Here is a 17764-nt window from a genome sequence, read left to right on the forward strand (position 1 = left end):
GATGAAAGGATTTATTGCAAAAACATTGTTTTTCTTGGGTGTTATGCTTGCGGTGAATACATTGCTTTTTATTTTGGTCAAGCTTTTTTATATCAGGGGGTATGAAGAAGTCGATTTGAACTATCCCACCTATTTGCTTGCGGATTCTCACGGAATGCCTTTAGGCGACTTTACCGAGGATTTTGACGTACACAATTTTTCCGACCATGGGGATTCCTATTTGGATATGGAAAGGAAGCTCAAATACCTTATTGCCAATACGGATGTTTCCAAGGTGTATATCAGCGTGGATGACCACACTTTGTCCCCTTATCGAGAAGATTTCAACAATGTCGATCGTTCAGCCTATTATACGGAGTTGGAGGATCACCAAGGTCTATTTGATTTTTTGGAGGAAAAGTACATGGATTACTATGTCGTGTTTCTCCATGATAAATACAGTTTGGTGATCAGGAATTTTCTGGAAAAGGAGTTGTTTGACTTTTCCAAATGGAAAAGTCAAAAGAAGACCAGGTGGATTGAACTTTCGAAGGAGGCCCAAGACCAAAAAAGTATTTCGCGTGCAAATGATTTTTTTCCGGGCCATCGCAGGTCAATGGCTCTTACCACATCCTTGAAAAACATCATTTCCCTCTGTAAAGAAAATGGAATTGAATTAATCGGGGTGAGGTTTCCATTGAGTCAATCTTTTCACAAAGTCATCGGATCAAAAAGTTATCGGGCGGACGAGATTTTTTATAAAGAAGGGTTGTTGGTACAGGATTATGATTCCTTGTATTTGGGGCAAGATGCATTTTTCAGGGACCAAGACCATTTGGAAAGGGAGGTAGGGGCAAAGTTTGCCGAGATTTTGTTCGAGGGAACGGAAAAGGATTAACTATGGGTGTTGAGTTGATTGGGTGTAAAGCCCTGAAGTTTTTCTATTGTCCAAGCAACCCAGCGGAAAAAACAAAAGCGGAAAAAAACCCTTTCGAATGATTTTCCGCTCCATTACCTGAAGGCCAGAGCCTTCAAATTATGCCAAGCTACAGTTATTATGGCTTTTCGCCCAGTTTCCCAGGTTCATGACTTTAGGTTTTCAAACTCTAGCATTCGCAATCTTTCGAAATTGAAGCTTGATTCAGGAATGTCTGCGGTGAACCGTTTCAGACTTTTACCCAAAGGTATAAGCCCCTTTATATCTTTATCGCAAGTTCTAAACCCTGGCCCGAAATTTTACTTTCGACCTTTTATCTCTTACTTGATAGAATCAAATTTATATATTAATAATTATATAAAAAAATAAATCTATAAAAAAGAATAAAAAAAATAAAGATATTGTGATTAAACCTGTTTAAGGATTTTCATGATTCTTACATGTCATGCTGAAAAATCCTTAATTACTTCTTCAAGCAGTTTTAGAATTTGAAAAATGAGCTTAAAACCAAATTAAATACCATTTAAACAAGGATAGACCAATTGTAAATAATTAAAAGAAGCGGTTTTGATAAGAATTGTTATCTTCATATTTGTGGATTTATCTCTCTTGGGAAGTCAATGGAGGGTGGAAAAAGACGGTAAGGAATTCATTTTCCCTTATTCCAGATTGCCAAAGCACCTTTATTTTGACTTGGACATAGATTGATCCGAATTTTTGAAGACCCTTTAAACACAATTGACAAAAACCATGAAACGACCCAAAAAAGAAATCTCGGAGAATTCCCGTAGAACATTCTTGAAAAATGCGGCCATTGCTTCTTCCATCTTTATCGTGCCGAGGCACGTGCTGGGTGGGGTGGGATTTATAGCGCCCAGTGATCAGCTGAACCTTGCGGCTATCGGAGCAGGGGGCAAGGGCACCAGCGATATCCTGAACGCCTCCGTCAACGGGCGCGAAAGGGTAGTTGCTCTTTGCGATGTGGATTTTTCCGGCACGGCAAAAAAATCAATCGAGAATTTTCCCAAGGCAAAGCTATATGCGGATTACAGGGAAATGTTGGAAAAAGAAAAAGACATTGATGCAGTGACTATTTCCACGCCGGACCACGTCCACGGTCCTGCAGCGGCCTTTGCCATGGAAAGGGGGAAACACGTATATGTCCAAAAACCCATGACCCACAATATACGGGAAGCAAGACTGCTTACTGAAATGGCAAGGAACAATAAAATCGTCACCCAAATGGGAAACCAAGGGGCCTCGAATCCCTTGCTGGATATGGTGAAAAAATGGGTGGATTCCGGTCAAATAGGCAAAATATCCAAAGTGCAGATTTGGACCAATCGTCCCGTATGGCCACAGGGAGGTCCCATGCCTAATCCTGACGAAAGCCTAAAACCAAAGGATCTGAATTGGGACCTATGGTTAGGTCCGGCCAGCTACAGACCCTACACACCCAATCTTCATCCCTTCAATTGGAGAGGGTGGTGGGATTATGGTACAGGAGCGCTCGGTGATGTTGGCTGCCATTTGATCGATATCCCTTTCCGGACCTTGGGGCTTCGCTATCCTACCGATGCAGAGTGCAGTGTGGGCTCCGTCTATTCGGGAATGTGGACGGCGGATTACCACCCGGAAGGATGTCCAGCCTCTTCGTTTACAACCTTACATTTTGCAGCTACCGAAAAAAGCAAGTCACCGATAGAAATGACCTGGAGCGATGGTGGGATAAGACCATCCCATCCGGATATCATCCCAGCCGACCACGACATCGGAGGAACAAACAGCGCCAATGGCGTCATGATTATCGGTGAAAAGGGAATCATTACGACCAACATCAATGATAGCTCTCCCATGATGCCCAAGTTGTACCTCAATGATGGAACAACTGATTTTGGGCCGGATAAACTTGATAACCAAGAGCCGGAATATGGGCATCAACGCAAGTGGGTAGATGCTTGCAAAGCCGGTTTCAACAGCACCGAACACAAAGGATTGACTTCTTCTTTTGACTATGCCGGTCCGATGACCGAAACCGTATTGATGGGCAATCTTGCCATCCGAAGCTACATGCTTAGGAGAGAAAACAGCAACGGACAGATGGAATTCTATGGCCGCAGAAAATTACTCTGGGATGGGGAAAACATGAGAATCACCAACCTTGAGGATGCAAACCAATTCGTCGGAAGAACCTACAGAGAAGGATTCAAAGTCTGATGAAATAACCCGTGAATGGATTCCATCCTGAATGGGGTTTCTATTTTACAGTACAAGGGTCCCAACTTCTAACCAATCGATTCTTGTGATCAGGTTGGAAGTTGAGGATTAAATTCAGTTAAATTCACCCCTAAGGCCATGCAAAGGCTTTGGGGGGTTTTTGTGCTTTCCGTCTTTACCGATGGGTAACTTTCTTGTGTCAAGAAGGATCCTTTTGAAAATAAAATTCAGGGCTAAACCCCGCTTTAGTAAAGAAGATACGTTCAATATGGCATCGAAAAGAAACTTGCTTTTGAAAAAATCAACCTGTATGTCAGCCATTTTGGTATTGGCGATGCTGTCATTTTCATTTGATTCAGTATTCAAGCCGCTTCCCCAACCCGAAATTGGCGTCTGTACAAGTTATACCAATGCGGATGTGCTGGCCAAGGCAGGATACTCTTTTATCGAAGAAAATGTCCAAAGTTTTTTGGTTCCGACCAAAAGCGAAGAGGAGTTCGAGAAAATCTTGGAGGACGCAAAGAATGCGGCCCTTCCGATCAAGTCATTTATCATTTTTTTGCCGGGATATTTAAAAAGTGTGGGGCCTGACGCAGTTCATGCAGAAATATTGGACTATGCAGAAATTGTCTTTAGAAGGGCGAGTAAAGCAGGTGCGGGTATCGTTGTTTTTGGAAGCAGCGGCTCCAGGTCTGTTCCTGAAGGCTTTTCAAAAGAAGAGGCAAGAAAGCAATTTATCCAACTTGGCATTGCCTTGGGGCCCATCGCAGCAAGACATGATGTGGTCTTGGTCCTTGAGCCTTTGAATAAAAAAGAGTGCAACTTTATCAATTCAGTCCTGGAAGCGGGAGAAATCGTGGAAGAAGTCAACCATCCCAATTTCCAGTTGCTGGTCGATATCTACCACATGAAAATGGAGGGAGAGGGTCCGGAAAGTATCCTACTGTATGGACGCTTTGTCAAGCATGCCCACGTGGCTGAGAAAGAAGGTCGAGCTGTGCCAGGAACCCATGGGGAGGATATCCACCCGTATTACAAAGCGTTGAAGCAAGTCGGGTATAAAGGGGGAATGTCGATAGAGGGGAACTGGTCGGATATGGAAGCGCAGGCAAGTGTGGGAATAAAGACTATCAAAAACCAATGGTAAATGAGTAGCGGGGTGGATCGCTGCAGAAAAGAAGCTCTTTTTTCTTTCTAGTGTAGGAAATTGCCAAAAACAAGTTTGGGAACTGGTTCTTTTCAATAAAACCCCACAATTAAATTGTTGAAATGTGAGACAATCAAATTTTTTTGAAGGATTTGAGTTTAAATCAAAGTCTGAAAGCCTGTCTTGCCGCAAGTTTCCAGTCTCCTTTTTCCTTTACCCACACCAACAATACGCCTAGGTTTACCGTGTTTGACTTTCCGCCATCTAGCGTTTCGCCAGAGAGTTTGTGTCTGACAATCGCAGTTTTTTTGCCCGAAAAAGAAATCGTTTGGTCTGTCAATGTGATTGTTTTAAAATCCGATGTTCCCGAAACCAAGGCTTCTATGAATTCCTCTCGGTTTTCAATTTTGCCACTGGAATGCCCATAGCTGAGATTCGATGCGGTGAGTTGTGTCAATACTTCGGTGGAAGGATCAATCATGGCAATGCGAAGGTTTTCGATGGCGGTTTGCACTTCTTTGTCTGATTGGGCAAAAGACAAGGAGCAAAGAAAGAAAAGTGATAAAAACAGCAGGCTTTTCATGGTCAATAAAAGGTTTAGGTCGCTTGAAATGGAAAGATAATAATTTCTTGGATATTACGGATTCAGTGGTTAAGGCTATGTCAAGCATTACCAATTCCATTCCATCCTGAAATCTCATTATAATCAGTCAATTGATTACTTTTTTCGACTTCTCCATGTCGACAATACGCCTAATAGTCTGGGGTTTTTATAGTTTCAAGCTCATAGGGAAACCTGAGGTGTGTTTCGGCTTTAATGGCTTTTGTCAAGAAATGTTTGGTGGACCACCTGCCAATATTTTTCGGCCTTTAATTGTCATTGCCAGCATTTTTTTAGAAACCGTTCAATAAAGCCGCTTTTTGTATTTGTTGATGTATAGGGTTTATCAATTTTTTTTTTCAACCGTTTGCTTAGTTGTGTTCTTTTGGGTCGAGTGCTTGAGCCTCGATGTTCTGATAATGATATCTTTCTACTCGAAAAATGGACTTGTATGAATTCCGGTTGCTCTAGAGGGAAAAAATAGTGGGTTCAATTAAAAGAAGCCATCAAATGGGCCTCAAATTTTTTTATGAGGCCCATTTGATGGCTTCCTTCTAAAACTAATTTGCGGTAGGCTGTGGCTTGTAAATGGCACCTGTAGCAAAATCAACAATTAAGCCAGGCATAAATAAAAGTATGTCGGCAATTAAAGCACCTACTCTTACTTCTCTTTGTGGTTCACCTGGTTGTGGCTTTGTTCTTTGGTATTCACTAACTGGACCACCAAAAACTGTCGCACAGCCAGTTACACTTGCGGATAACAAAACAATCAATGTGAAATGAAGGAGTTTTTTCATTTGTTTAAATTTAAAAGGTTAGGTTAATTTATTTGTAAACAAGTTTGGTTTTTGAAAATCTATCGTGGAATCCATTCTGATAAAAAAGAAAGGATATAAATTCTAGAGGGACCAATCGCAATGCAGTTCGTAAAAGAATATTTAAAACTTTGGGTTTTTCATTGGTTGTCAATCCAACAACTTTTGTCTGGGTAAACATTTTTCCAACAGTTTGGCCTGTGATTGTTTCAGATATAAAATAATATAGGTAATAAATTAAAATCATTAACACTCTGAAGTCTTCTATTTCTACAAAATCCCTAAGGATGAATGCCGAAGCGAAAACAAAAATTAAAAAAACAGTTGAATCAATAAGAAGGTTAATAGCCCGAACCTCAAATCCCATATTTAGTCTCAATTTCTCCTGCAATTCTAATAAAAAAAGGTAGTTTATTCTAATTTTGAATTAATTATTTCTTTTTGAAAATCAATTAAAACCATTTTATTTCCTGTGATTTATTGAACCGATATTGTCTTTTGGGTTTCCATTTGGGCGTTATTTAAACCTAAGAAACAGGTGTTTTTTTACTTAATTCAAGAATGCGTAGGCATTTTTGACCCGGTTCAAAAAATCAAATTTTGGCGGAAAACGGTTTTGTTTGTTTTATGGTTTTTTCTCAATTAAAAAAGTGGGCCCTCCTTATCGGAGCGCCCACCATTTGCGATTTTGGATAGGAAAATCGGAGTATTAGCTAAGCTTAAATCGTATCGGCAATCGCATGCGCACATTTACCTTGCGTGCTCTTTGCGTCCCTGCATCCCAATTGGGTGAGTTTTTGACGACTCTCAGCGCTTCTTCATCGCATCCTCCTCCGATTCCTCTGAGGATTTCGGGATTCGTGATGGATCCATCGGAATTGATCACGAAAACAACATAAACAGTCCCTTCAATGCCCATATTCCGCGCCTCTGTTGGGTATTTTAAATTTTCGCCCAGGTATTTGCTCCAGCCCTCCATTCCTCCGGGAGGATTTGGTGGAACTTCAACGACATCGAATATTTCTCCCCCAACCGATTCGAGGACAGTTTCATCGATGGGGATATCAATCATTAGAGGTAGTGCTTCCTCTTTGGATTCTTCACAGGAGAAGGCAATCACCAACAAGGCCATCAAGGGAATGGCGAACATGAACCTCGTTTTTTGCAGTAAATTGGATTTGTTTTTTTTCATCATAAGGATTCTTTTTTTGGTTTGAAATTGGTTGAAATTGTTCATGAGTTGCTTTCCCCTTTCGGCAATGACCAGCTTCAGAAGGAGGTAAGCGTATTCATCTTTTGCATGTGATTTGGTGACTTCATCATCTACTTGGTATTCGTGCACTTCGCAGAGACTGGACTCCACAAACTTGAGTACAGGGTGGAACCAAAAAACCATTTTCATCAACTGAAAAAACATAAGGTCCAATGTATGGTAATGACTTCCATGCAGGAATTCGTGCGCAAGGATCAATTGATGGTCATGGTCGCCCGGATTGTATTGAGGCAAAAAGACATAATGAAAGAAAGAAGAAGGTTGAAAACTGGGGTTGATTACAATGGTATAACCGTCTTGGTAATGTTTTTCGGAAGCTTGAATCCGTCTGAATATCTGGAACAGCCCGATGGAGAAGCGAACAAATACAGTGAGGAATCCGACCCCATAAATTCCCATCAAGATTTGGGGCAAACTTAAAAGTGGGGAGGTTTGGCTTTCTGCATTTGTCGAAAACTCAAATTCGGGCAGGAAATAAATTGGATTGGTGGACAGAAGATTCGATTCCATCGAAAACCCACCTTCAAAGGAAAGCAGCGGAATGATCAGGGCCAGTCCGAGAGAGGCGAGCAAGTACGCGCGGTTCCACCCGAAAAAAGTATGCTTTGTCAAAAAGATGTGGTAAAAGCCATACAGCACAACCAAACAGATGCTGCCTTCCCATAAGTAGTTCAAAACTGGATTCATGATTCCTCGGGTTTGTTGAAGTTTTCGATGAGTTTTTGTAATTCCTGAATATCCTGATCGGAGATTTTATTTTCCTTGACCATAAAAGACAACATGTTTTGGGCGGAGCCATCAAAGTAGTTTTTGACCAATTTGTTTAAGCTCTTGCTCTGATATTGGCTCTTGGAAATCAAAGGAAAGTATTCATTGGTTTTTCCATAAGACTTGTGATTCACATACCCTTTGTTTTCCAATTGCTTGATGATGGAAGCCAAGGTGGTATACGGTGGTTTTGGATCAGGTAAAAGATTCAGGATGTCTCTGATCAAGGCCTTTTCCAGCTGCCAAAGCAGTTGCATGACTTGTTCTTCATTGGGGGTTATTGCTTCCATAATTTAAATGTAAAATTTCTTTTTCAAAAAACCTACGAAAAAATCGTAATACTACGAAAATAAAGTAATGATCGGTTGAATGGCCTCACAAGGATACGTTTCTGCCTCGCAAATACCTGTCATCATGAGTGGAGCGAAACCAACGAAGAGGTTTTTTGTGGACTCTTCATAAGGCAAAACCTTAAACCCGTTTTATGCATTGTCAATTTTATTCCGGCCTGAAATTGTTTTATAATCAGTCGGTTGTTTTCCCTTTTTGATTTCTCCCTATTGGACTATACAGGAGTATTCAATTAGTCCGGTTTTTTTGTTGTTACAGTCCTATTTGGGAAGCCTAATGCATCTTTTGGGGTAAACAATATTGGGCTTGATCAAAAAAGGATTTCAATTAAAACCGAACCAATTCGCATCCACTCAGTTCCCTTTGGAATAAAAGCGCAATATTTATTTCGTGGAAACCAATTTTTCACTGACACACAAAAAAGACAAGCAAAATTCAATGAACGATATCCTTATCATTGGCGCAGGACTCAGCGGATTGACCCTTGCCCATAATCTCAAAAAGAAAGGGATAAACTGCAAAGTCCTCGAATCCCAAAATAGAATGGGGGGAAGGATTCAGACTGTCTATGGAAAGGCCAACACGCCTATGGAAATGGGCGCAACCTGGTTTGGAGGAGTCCATCAAAATCTCCTGAAATTATTGGAAGAGTTGGATCTTGGATATTTCAAACAAAAAGAATCCGGCATCGCCATTTTCGAGACGATGTCCTTCGAGCCTCCCCATCAGTATTTTGTACCTGAGTCGGGATCATCCTCTTTGCGCATCAAAGACGGTACCTATCGGATCATCGAGGTTTTGGCTGAAAAGATTGGGGTCGAAAATATCCAATTGGAAACTGAAATCACCCACATCAGAGAGGAAGGGGAGTTCATCAGATTGATGGACAATAATGGACAGGAATACTTGTGCAAAATTCTGGTCATCGCAATGCCACCACGCGTGCTTTTGGGCAATGTGGAAATCACGCCAAAATTTCCCAAAGAAGTACTGGAAGTGATGCAAAACGTGCAGACTTGGATGAGTGGATCGGTGAAATTCTCCGTGGAGTATTCCTCTCCGTTTTGGACCCAAAAGGGCTATTCGGGATCTGTGTACAGCCAATCGGGTTTGGCAACGGAAATCTACGACCATACCAACTTTGAGGGCTCAAAATTTGCACTGAAGGGCTTTCTGAACGGAAGTGCATCCTCTTTAACTATAGAACAGCGAAAAGTCAGGGTGATCCAACAACTGGAACATTATTATGGTCAGGAAGCAACACAATTTCTAAGTTACCAGGACAATATCTGGGATGGAAAGTTTATCAAATCAAAGGATGACGGTTTTCTCCTTCCCCACCAAAACAATGGACATCCCATTTTGCAACAAGGGCATTGGGGGAACAAATTGTTTTTTGCGGGAGCGGAGAGCGGTAAACCTTACGGCGGTTATATGGACGCAGCGGTAAATGCTGCCAATGTAGTTTCAACCCAAATCACCCAACTCCTTTTGTGAAACAGACTTGCGAAAATTTCGGTGGTTTTTTACCGACCGTCATTTTTCAAATTTTTTTATGGTTTAATAACCTAATTTAGATGGTAACAAAACCATTCAAATGATGAGAAAGATTTTACAGCTGATCTTGGTCTGTGGCCTGATGTTATCTTTTGGCTTGCCAAATGAGACCAAGGCCCAAACCTATGATGAAAAAGTATACGATGCCGTCCAATGGCGGTTGGTGGGACCACACAGAGGAGGCCGATCTGCGGCAGTCGCGGGAGTAGCTTCCGAAAAAAACACCTATTATTTTGGCGCCACGGGTGGCGGTGTCTGGAAAACCACAGATGGCGGCAGGAATTGGGGCAATATTTCTGACGGATACTTCGGTGGCTCGATAGGCGCGGTCACCGTTGCCGAATCAGACCCAAACATCATCTATGTGGGTGGTGGAGAAAAAACCGTCCGCGGAAATGTTTCTTACGGTTATGGCATGTGGAAAAGTACAGATGCCGGCAAAACCTGGGCCCAAACAGGTTTGGAGGAATCCCGTTTTATCTCCAGAGTGAGAATCCACCCAACCAATCCCGATGTTGTTTATGCAGCGCTATTGGGGGATATTTTTAAGCCTACCGAAATGCGTGGGGTTTACAAAACCATGGATGGTGGCAAAACCTGGGAGAGGAAACTGTATGTAGGCGATGTGGCAGGAGCGGTGGATCTGATATTGGATCCAAACAATCCTGAAACCCTATACGCCACTACATGGGATGTAAAAAGGACACCTTACAGTTTGGAAAGTGGTGGGCCGAATTCCAAAATCTTCAAAAGTACAGATGGCGGGGAAAACTGGACCGAAATCTCCAGAAACAAAGGATTGCCCGCAGGTTTATTGGGTATCATGGGCATTACAGTGTCTCCTTTGAATTCGAACAGGATTTGGGCCATTGTGGAAAACCTCGAAGGGGGAGTTTTTCGCTCAGATGATGGCGGGGAAACTTGGGAGAAAACCAATGAAGACAGAAGCCTAAGACAAAGAGCTTGGTATTATACCCGAATCTATGCCGACACGCAGGATGAAAACATTGTCTATGTTGTCAATGTCGATTACCATAAATCAACCGACGGAGGAAAGACATTTAAATCCTCCAGTGCTCCACACGGTGATCATCACGATCTCTGGATAGACCCCAATGACAATCAGCGAATGGTCATCGCCGATGATGGCGGTGCCCAGGTTTCCTATGACGGGGGCACTTCTTGGTCCACGTACATGAACCAACCCACCGCTCAGTTTTACAGAGTCACTACGGACAATCATTTCCCCTACCGGATTTATGGTGCACAGCAGGACAATTCTACCATGCGCATCAACCATAGAAACGAAGGGGCAGCCATTACGGAAAAAGATTGGGAAGTAAGTGCCGGCAGTGAAAGTGGCTGGTTGGCCGTAGATCCAAATGACAATGACATCGTCTTTGGAGGGAATTATGGTGGCCTGCTTCAATACCTGGACCACAAGTCAGGCGCAAAAAGGAACGTCAATGTCTATCCCGACAATCCGATGGGCCACGGTGCCGAGGGGATGAAGTTTCGATTCCAGTGGAATTTTCCGATTTTCTTTTCCCCCCATGATTCCAATGTGCTTTATACCACATCCAATCAATTTCACAGATCGAGCAACAAGGGGCAGAGTTGGGAAACATTCTCTCCTGATTTGACCAGGAACGCAAAAGACAAACTCGGTCCTTCAGGCGGGCCGATCACCAAGGACAACACTTCCGTAGAGTATTACAGCACAATCTTTACGGCCGCAGAATCCCCTCTGAAAAAAGGAGTGATCTGGGCAGGATCCGATGATGGACTTGTCCATGTCACGCAGGACAACGGTAAAACTTGGGAAAATGTAACGCCAAAAGATTTGCCGGAATGGACCCAAGTCAACAGCATGGAGGGTCATCCTTTTGAGGAAGGTGGATTGTACTTTGCAGCGACGGCCTACAAAAACGGCGATTTTGCACCTTACCTTTACAAAACCACCGACTACGGCAAAACCTGGACAAAAATAGTAAAGGGAATCGATGCCCAACATTTCACCAGGGTAGTGAGAGCAGATCCTACCAAAAAAGGAATCCTTTATGCGGGTACCGAAACAGGGATGTATATTTCCTTTGATGACGGTGCCAACTGGCAATCCTTCCAAATGAATCTTCCGATCGTGCCCATCACGGATTTGACGATCAAAGAAAACAATTTGATTGCGGCGACGCAGGGGAGAAGTTTCTGGATTATCGATGACTTGACCGTCTTTCATCAGCTGGCAGAAAATGTCGGAAGCAAACCTTTTCACCTTTTTCAACCCCAGGATTCTTATAGTTTAGATGGGGTAAGAAAGGAATCCACTACGGCTGGGACAAACAGGCCGGGAGGAGTATTGGTCTATTATCATCTAAAGGACGAACCCAAGGAGGAAGTCAGGGTGGAATTTTACGACAAACAAAAAAAACTTGTCCATCAGTTTTCCTCGAAGGGCATTGAAGGAGATACTTTGAAATACAAAACCGGATCCAATGAATTCAACTGGAATCTAAGGATTCCTGATGCAAGGAAGTTTGAAGGAATGATCATGTGGTCGGGTCCTTTGAGAGGCCCTAAAGTGGTGCCAGGAGATTATTCAGTTCGCCTGATTGTGGACGGTCAGGCTCAGGAGCATGGTTTCAAAGTCTTGCCGGACAAAAGGTATCCGACAACTCAGGAAGATCTTCAAGCAAAATTTGATTTCTTGCTCAGTGTCAGGGATAAATTGACCGAAACCCATGAGGCCATCATTCTGATCAGAAAATACAAAGAGGAGCTCCATACCATTTTAGAAAAAGATCCGAAACAAAAAAGAAGGATCGATCCGATTGTCAAAACGATTTCTGATATCGAAAAGGAACTTTACCAGACACAAAACAGCAGTGGCCAGGATCCCTTAAACTATCCTATCCGACTCAATAATAAGCTTGCTCACTTGAATGTGATCGCAGGAACCGGGGAATTTAAGCCTACCGATTCAGCAGAGGAAGTGAGGGTAGAAATCACCCGGCAGATCAATATCCAATTGACCAAATTCAAAGAGATCGAAAAATCCCAGATTTCTAAAATTTTGAATATTGAGGAAATGAAAACCGAGTTGAAAATGAAATAATGTCCTGCAAAGGATGGCTTTAAAAAGTCCGCTGATTTCAGCGGACTTTTTTTTTTGTCTGTGGGAAAAGTACATAGAGTTGTTGATTTTCAATTTATATTTTTGAAAACCTGGGGGTGCCGATGATTTTCTTGCCTTGAGATTTCCTCTAACTGGATGGCCGTATCCATTGTTTTTCAGGTAAAGGTTTGAGTCCGTTTCACTTATCGTTATCTTTAAAATCGGAGCAAAAGGACGGAAGAAATGCATTCTGTTTTTTTCCCGGATTTTTATGTTTAAATGATAAAGGTTTGGTAAATGAACCTTCTGACGTGTTCTCCTATCGATGAAATCATTGGTTAAATATTTGAAAAAAAGAGAGGCCGAGATCCTTTTTCTCTTGAGAAAGGCCAAGGAGGACTTCACGGTAAATGACTTTCATAAGCTTAGGGTTGAAATCAAAAAACTAAATGCGTTTTTCGAAATGGTGGATTTTTGTGTCTCAGGTTTTAAAAGGAAAAAAAAATACAAACTATTCAGACTGATTTTTAAACAGGCAGGGAGAGTGAGGGAACTGCAGGTGGAGGAGGAGATGCTGAGCGCTTTTTTTATGGAAAATTCGTTGCAGGATTATAGACTGGAATTGAGTCGTGCATTAGAGAAGGAAAAAGAATCTTTTTTTTCAATTAATGATCAAAAAAAGCAAGACTTGCTTCAAGATAAAATCTTAAAAACCATTCCTTTTCTGAAAAAAATAAACAGGAAAAAAATGGCGGCATACATGGAGTTTGCCTGGAAGAAAATCGAGAAAATACTTGAACAAGAAACCCTGCTTTCCGAAAACCTTCATTTTTTACGCAAGCGCATCAAGAAACTTCTGTACAACAGGGTGCTGGTTTCAAAGGGCGGAGGAAAAAAAACCGTTTCGATTACGGATGATTTATCCGACATGTTGGGAAAGTGGAATGATGGAGAGGTAATCCTCAATCGTTTGGAGGCAGCCATGAATTCTGGAAAAATCAAGCCGGGTGAACTCCTCCAAATCGAAAATCTAAAGGCACAAATCATGTCCAACAATGCACAAATGTTTGACCAAATCAAGCTCAGCATCCATTCTTAGGTCAATTGCTGAAAGCGAGCTGAATTTTTTTTCGTAAATCCCAAAGATCCTTTCTATTCATCCACAAGCGTAAATACCATTTGCCGGAATTTCCATGCGGTCTGATCACCACTGATGTTTTGGGTTTGCTTCAGCAAAATCCCGATCAATTGTTCCTCTGGATCAGCGAAGTACTGGGTGTTGAAATAACCTCCCCAATCGAAAGTGCCAGCACTACCGTTTCCACCTTCAGCCATTCCTTTTTCGGTAAGAACGCCAAATGCCAATCCGTAATGTTTGTTTCCACCTCCCCAAAGGTCACCGACTTGGTTGGCCATCATGGTGTCAATGGTTTTTCGGCTCAAGATCCTCTTGCCGTTGAGTTCACCGCCATTCAAAAACATTTGCAGGAAATTGGCATAATCCAGAACGGTGCTCGACAAGCCGGCCCCTCCTGAGAAAAACCTTTTTGCCCCAGCAATGGGATAATTTGGATCATAGAAAGTGGTGGGAAACGAGGACCAATTCCCATCTTTTTTGGTGTGAATGCTGACCAGTCTCGATGATTTTTCTTCAGGCAGGTAAAACCAGGTATCCTTCATTTCCAATGGATCAAAAATCCTCTCCCTTAAAAAATCATCATAAGGTTTTCCCGATATGATTTCTATCAAATAGCCCAATACATCCAATCCTTCACTGTAAACATATTTCTCCCCAGGTTGATGGTGGAGGGGAAGTGCCGCCAATTTTTTCGTGTTTTCTCCAATACTGATGTTTTCTGTGGTGTACAGATCCACAATACCAGCCTTTTGATAGATCATTTTCTCGTCTGCGTCGATGACACCATAACCCAAGCCAGGCGTATGGGTCAAAAGATGTCTGATGGTGATTTCTTTGTTTGCAGGCGCAGCGATAAAGGTAGTGTCTGCATACCGGAATTTCTGAAGTACCATGGGGCTTTTGAATTCCGGTATGAATTTGGAAATCGGGTCGTCCAAACGAAACCTGCCTTCTTCCCACAGCATCATCACTGCGGTGGCGGTAATGGCTTTGGTCTGAGAGGCAATGCGGAAGATGGCGTCTTTTGGCATTGCTTTGTCATTCTCTACGGATGAAAAGCCCTTCGCCGCATGGTAAATGATTTTTCCGTTTTTGGCGATCAATGCTACCAAGCCTGGAACTTCTTCGTTCTTGATCGCATCCTCTAGCATGGCATCCAGTTTCTTCAATCTATCCGGTGAAATCCCAACACTTTTGGGAGAAGCCGCTGTAAGGAGTGGGGAGCTTTTGATTGAAGGGGTTTGGGCAGATGCGAAGAAGCCGCAGCAGGAAAGTGCCAATGCGATGGAGAATCTTTTCATGTGGAGATGGCTGGGTACTTTTGTCGTATTTTTTTTGAGTCAAAAATAATGTTTTGATGGCAATTGTCAATTGGGGGTCTTATTTCCAACCCGTTTTACTAAATTGACTCAGGAAATTTCTGGAATCTCAGGATTTATTTTCTTATCAATGAAGATAAATCATTATTCAATAAAAAGGGAAAATTTGTGGTTTTACTTGGGGAATAAAAATGAATCCGAATTGTCATCACAAAAAAAACAGCCGGTCAACTGACCGGCTGTTTCCTGCCTACATCTCAAATTTTGAAAATCTTTATTCTAATATTACTTCGAAATAATATTCCTGTCCGTTTGGATAGCGCCCTAGGACCACTACTTCTTGTCCCTTATTGTTGTTGAGTACGCTGATCAGGTCATCGGCACCAGTGATTTTATATCTGCCATCCGCTCCGATTACCGAGGTGATGACGAATCCGGTTTTTGCACCTGACTTTTTCCAGGTTTCATTGTTCAGGGTGATGATGGTAGCACCGCCCTCCAATTTCAGACGTGTTTTCAAGCTTTGGTTTACGTCTTCAAAGGTGATCCCTGCAAATGTCGCTACCTTGGGCAATTCCTTTTTTACAATCTTGGTATCTCCGGAAAGGTTTTTCAGCAAAGCGTTGGCGGTAAATTCCTTTCCATTTCTAAGGTATTTTACTTCCACTTTGTCGCCAGGCCTTTTTCGGGCGACCATTTCCTGAAGTTTAGCGACGTTGAAAGTGGTAGTGCCATCTATTCCGATGATCACATCCCCTTTTTGAAGGCCTGCATCTTTTCCGCCACTGCCTTCATTCACATCCATCACATAGACGCCTCTGGAAACACTGATTTTTTCGTTCAGGTATTCTTCCAATTCTGGACTGATGTCTTGGATCTGTACACCCAACAAACCTCTTTGGACTGTTCCGAATTCCAATAAATCATCCATCACTTTTTTGACAATGGAACTTGGAATGGCAAAAGCATATCCGTTGAAAGTGCCGGTTCTGGAGGCGATGGCAGTATTGATACCGATCAGCTCTCCCGCCAAATTGACCAAGGCTCCTCCTGAATTGCCAGGATTGACCACGGCGTCCGTTTGAAGGAAGGACTCAATCTGTAAGTTATTGTCTGGGTTTCTTAAAATGCCAATGTTTCTGGCTTTTGCACTGATGATTCCAGCAGTGACTGTTGAGGTCAGGTCAAATGGATTTCCTACGGCAAGAACCCATTCACCAATTCTTGTAATATCAGAATCTCCGAATTTGATGAAAGTGAGCCCTTTTGCCTCGATTTTCAACAAAGCCAAATCCGTTGTAGGATCGGTGCCAATGACTCTGGCTGTATAGCGGGTGTTGTCTTCCAAAGAAATGTCCACCTTCGTGGCATTTTGGATCACGTGGTTATTCGTCACGATGTAACCATCCTCAGAAATGATGACTCCCGAGCCTGAACTCATTCCTTCTCGCGATTGTGGCGATCTTTCGGGAGAGGGAAACCCAAAGAATTCTTCAAATGGATCTCTTCCTCTTTGTGTTTCTTGGGTGACCGAAATGCTGCTTTTTACATGGACAACCGCCGGTGTTACCATTTCGGCAGAGGCCACAAAGTTGATTCCATCGGGAATGCTGAATTTGTCATCCGCAAGCCAATTGACCAAACTGGTATTTTGCTTGTCGGTGAAATTGGTGGCGGAGTTCTGCTTGGCCAGATAACTTGCCCCCGCCAAGGCAATCACACCCCCTATGAGAGAAGCCAAAATGATTCCCAAGAAAAACTGCTTATTATTCATCTCTAGATAAGTTTATGTTATTGGATGGTTCACGAAATTTACGAGTATTGGTTGACAATAATCAAGCATTAATTGATTGAAATTGACCTAAATTAACAACGTTTAACAAGGTCAGGTTTTTTGGCAACTTGGTTCGTGCTTTTATAACAAAAAGAAGTGGTGTGGGTTTCCCCACGCATCAATTAATTTACCGGAATGGTTGATTTATAGGTTGTTTTTTCAGCTTTCGGTATTTTGATTTTCAATAGACCATCGGCATAAAGAGCCTCTATTTTGTCATGAAGGATGTCTTCCGGAAGTAAAAAGGATCTTTGGAACTGTCCATAGGGTGTTTCGATGCGGAGGAGATTTTTTTCACCGAGGTTTTCCTCAATTTTCCTTTCCCCTGAAATGCTGAGTTTGCCTTCTATGATTTCGATTTTGAAATCTGATTTTTTCACCCCTGGTACGCACACATTGATTTCAAACGCTTCTTTCCGCTCGGCAATGTCTGCCTTGGGGATAAAGGTCTTCTGTTTTTTTTCTATCGATTCTTGAAACAGCCTATCCAAAAGGCTGCTGAATGTAGGGGGATTGCCCGTCACCATTTGATTGTAGTTTACCGGTTTCATCGTATTGTTTTTTTAAATGATAAAATTAACCTGATGTTTCAACAATTGAAAATTCTATACCATCCTAGTAAGCAAGACATTGAGGCAGAAAATAGCTGGTTAATTCTTTAAAAATAATGACGTAATGGCAGACTATTGGAGCAATTTTTGCCCATATTTGCGAAA

At 42.3% G+C, this 17764-nt stretch carries 14 protein-coding genes; 6 read left to right on the plus strand and 8 right to left on the minus strand.

Features of this window, described 5'->3' with window-relative positions:
- The first annotated feature begins 1 nt into the window (after window position 1).
- The 3 genes from Q7J63_RS06495 (at window position 2) to Q7J63_RS06505 (ending at window position 4280) form a co-directional block, all read left to right on the plus strand.
- Complete coding sequence (locus Q7J63_RS06495) at window positions 2-877, plus strand: hypothetical protein (protein WP_304884826.1); 876 nt, start codon at window positions 2-4, stop codon at window positions 875-877.
- Window positions 878-1666: 789 nt separating this feature from the next.
- Window positions 1667-3133, plus strand: a complete 1467-nt coding sequence (locus tag Q7J63_RS06500) for a Gfo/Idh/MocA family protein (protein WP_304884827.1) — start codon at window positions 1667-1669, stop codon at window positions 3131-3133.
- A gap of 310 nt (window positions 3134-3443) precedes the next feature.
- Window positions 3444-4280, plus strand: a complete 837-nt coding sequence (locus Q7J63_RS06505; RefSeq protein ID WP_304884828.1) for a sugar phosphate isomerase/epimerase — start codon at window positions 3444-3446, stop codon at window positions 4278-4280.
- 163 nt (window positions 4281-4443) lie between these two features.
- Here Q7J63_RS06505 and Q7J63_RS06510 read toward each other — a convergent pair whose 3' ends face one another.
- The 5 genes from Q7J63_RS06510 to Q7J63_RS06525 all read right to left on the minus strand — a co-directional run bounded on the left by Q7J63_RS06510 (window position 4444) and on the right by Q7J63_RS06525 (window position 8027).
- Window positions 4444-4863: a nuclear transport factor 2 family protein gene (locus Q7J63_RS06510; protein WP_304884829.1), complete on the minus strand. Its 420-nt coding sequence runs from the start codon at window positions 4861-4863 to the stop codon at window positions 4444-4446.
- 578 nt (window positions 4864-5441) lie between these two features.
- Window positions 5442-5678, minus strand: a complete 237-nt coding sequence (locus Q7J63_RS06515; RefSeq protein ID WP_019599931.1) for a hypothetical protein — start codon at window positions 5676-5678, stop codon at window positions 5442-5444.
- Between the two features lie 28 nt (window positions 5679-5706).
- Window positions 5707-6063, minus strand: coding sequence for an RDD family protein (locus Q7J63_RS20840; RefSeq protein ID WP_370691872.1), 357 nt, complete (start codon window positions 6061-6063; stop codon window positions 5707-5709).
- A 342-nt stretch (window positions 6064-6405) separates the two neighbouring features.
- A complete protein-coding gene (locus Q7J63_RS06520; protein WP_019599933.1) occupies window positions 6406-7656 on the minus strand; it encodes a M56 family metallopeptidase in 1251 nt (416 codons plus the stop codon).
- Window positions 7653-8027, minus strand: coding sequence for a BlaI/MecI/CopY family transcriptional regulator (locus Q7J63_RS06525; protein WP_019599934.1), 375 nt, complete (start codon window positions 8025-8027; stop codon window positions 7653-7655). Before Q7J63_RS06525 ends, Q7J63_RS06520 begins: the two co-directional genes overlap by 4 nt.
- Before the next feature lie 499 nt (window positions 8028-8526).
- Between Q7J63_RS06525 and Q7J63_RS06530 the strand changes: the two genes are divergently transcribed.
- From Q7J63_RS06530 to Q7J63_RS06540, 3 genes are all read left to right on the plus strand, one after another.
- Window positions 8527-9585 carry an FAD-dependent oxidoreductase gene (locus Q7J63_RS06530; protein ID WP_304884830.1) on the plus strand — a complete coding sequence of 353 codons (1059 nt, stop codon included), beginning with the start codon at window positions 8527-8529 and terminating at the stop codon, window positions 9583-9585.
- Between the two features lie 103 nt (window positions 9586-9688).
- Window positions 9689-12757 carry a glycosyl hydrolase gene (locus Q7J63_RS06535; RefSeq protein WP_304884922.1) on the plus strand — a complete coding sequence of 1023 codons (3069 nt, stop codon included), beginning with the start codon at window positions 9689-9691 and terminating at the stop codon, window positions 12755-12757.
- Window positions 12758-13103: 346 nt separating this feature from the next.
- Window positions 13104-13856, plus strand: coding sequence for a CHAD domain-containing protein (locus tag Q7J63_RS06540; protein WP_304884832.1), 753 nt, complete (start codon window positions 13104-13106; stop codon window positions 13854-13856).
- A 53-nt stretch (window positions 13857-13909) separates the two neighbouring features.
- Here the strand turns inward: Q7J63_RS06540 and Q7J63_RS06545 are convergent, their stop codons facing one another.
- The 3 genes from Q7J63_RS06545 to Q7J63_RS06555 form a co-directional block, all read right to left on the minus strand.
- Complete coding sequence (locus tag Q7J63_RS06545) at window positions 13910-15196, minus strand: serine hydrolase (protein ID WP_304884834.1); 1287 nt, start codon at window positions 15194-15196, stop codon at window positions 13910-13912.
- Between the two features lie 292 nt (window positions 15197-15488).
- Window positions 15489-16988 (minus strand): trypsin-like peptidase domain-containing protein, encoded by a 1500-nt coding sequence (locus tag Q7J63_RS06550; protein WP_304884836.1) that lies wholly within the window; start codon window positions 16986-16988, stop codon window positions 15489-15491.
- Window positions 16989-17170: 182 nt separating this feature from the next.
- Window positions 17171-17599 carry an Hsp20/alpha crystallin family protein gene (locus tag Q7J63_RS06555; protein WP_304884838.1) on the minus strand — a complete coding sequence of 143 codons (429 nt, stop codon included), beginning with the start codon at window positions 17597-17599 and terminating at the stop codon, window positions 17171-17173.
- Window positions 17600-17764: the final 165 nt, after the last annotated feature.

Source organism: Rhodonellum sp., from assembly GCF_030656585.1.
GTDB classification, from domain to species: domain Bacteria; phylum Bacteroidota; class Bacteroidia; order Cytophagales; family Cyclobacteriaceae; genus Rhodonellum; species Rhodonellum psychrophilum.

What these genes read in the sequence shown, in the direction of transcription:
- Q7J63_RS06495 (WP_304884826.1), top strand. Translation starts at nt 2, where the DNA reads ATGAAAGGATTTATTGCAAAAACATTGTTTTTCTTGGGTGTTATGCTT.
- Q7J63_RS06500 (WP_304884827.1), top strand. Translation starts at nt 1,667, where the DNA reads ATGAAACGACCCAAAAAAGAAATCTCGGAGAATTCCCGTAGAACATTC.
- Q7J63_RS06505 (WP_304884828.1), top strand. Translation starts at nt 3,444, where the DNA reads ATGTCAGCCATTTTGGTATTGGCGATGCTGTCATTTTCATTTGATTCA.
- Q7J63_RS06510 (WP_304884829.1), bottom strand. Translation starts at nt 4,863, where the DNA reads ATGAAAAGCCTGCTGTTTTTATCACTTTTCTTTCTTTGCTCCTTGTCT.
- Q7J63_RS06515 (WP_019599931.1), bottom strand. Translation starts at nt 5,678, where the DNA reads ATGAAAAAACTCCTTCATTTCACATTGATTGTTTTGTTATCCGCAAGT.
- Q7J63_RS20840 (WP_370691872.1), bottom strand. Translation starts at nt 6,063, where the DNA reads ATGGGATTTGAGGTTCGGGCTATTAACCTTCTTATTGATTCAACTGTT.
- Q7J63_RS06520 (WP_019599933.1), bottom strand. Translation starts at nt 7,656, where the DNA reads ATGAATCCAGTTTTGAACTACTTATGGGAAGGCAGCATCTGTTTGGTT.
- Q7J63_RS06525 (WP_019599934.1), bottom strand. Translation starts at nt 8,027, where the DNA reads ATGGAAGCAATAACCCCCAATGAAGAACAAGTCATGCAACTGCTTTGG.
- Q7J63_RS06530 (WP_304884830.1), top strand. Translation starts at nt 8,527, where the DNA reads ATGAACGATATCCTTATCATTGGCGCAGGACTCAGCGGATTGACCCTT.
- Q7J63_RS06535 (WP_304884922.1), top strand. Translation starts at nt 9,689, where the DNA reads ATGAGAAAGATTTTACAGCTGATCTTGGTCTGTGGCCTGATGTTATCT.
- Q7J63_RS06545 (WP_304884834.1), bottom strand. Translation starts at nt 15,196, where the DNA reads ATGAAAAGATTCTCCATCGCATTGGCACTTTCCTGCTGCGGCTTCTTC.
- Q7J63_RS06550 (WP_304884836.1), bottom strand. Translation starts at nt 16,988, where the DNA reads ATGAATAATAAGCAGTTTTTCTTGGGAATCATTTTGGCTTCTCTCATA.
- Q7J63_RS06555 (WP_304884838.1), bottom strand. Translation starts at nt 17,599, where the DNA reads ATGAAACCGGTAAACTACAATCAAATGGTGACGGGCAATCCCCCTACA.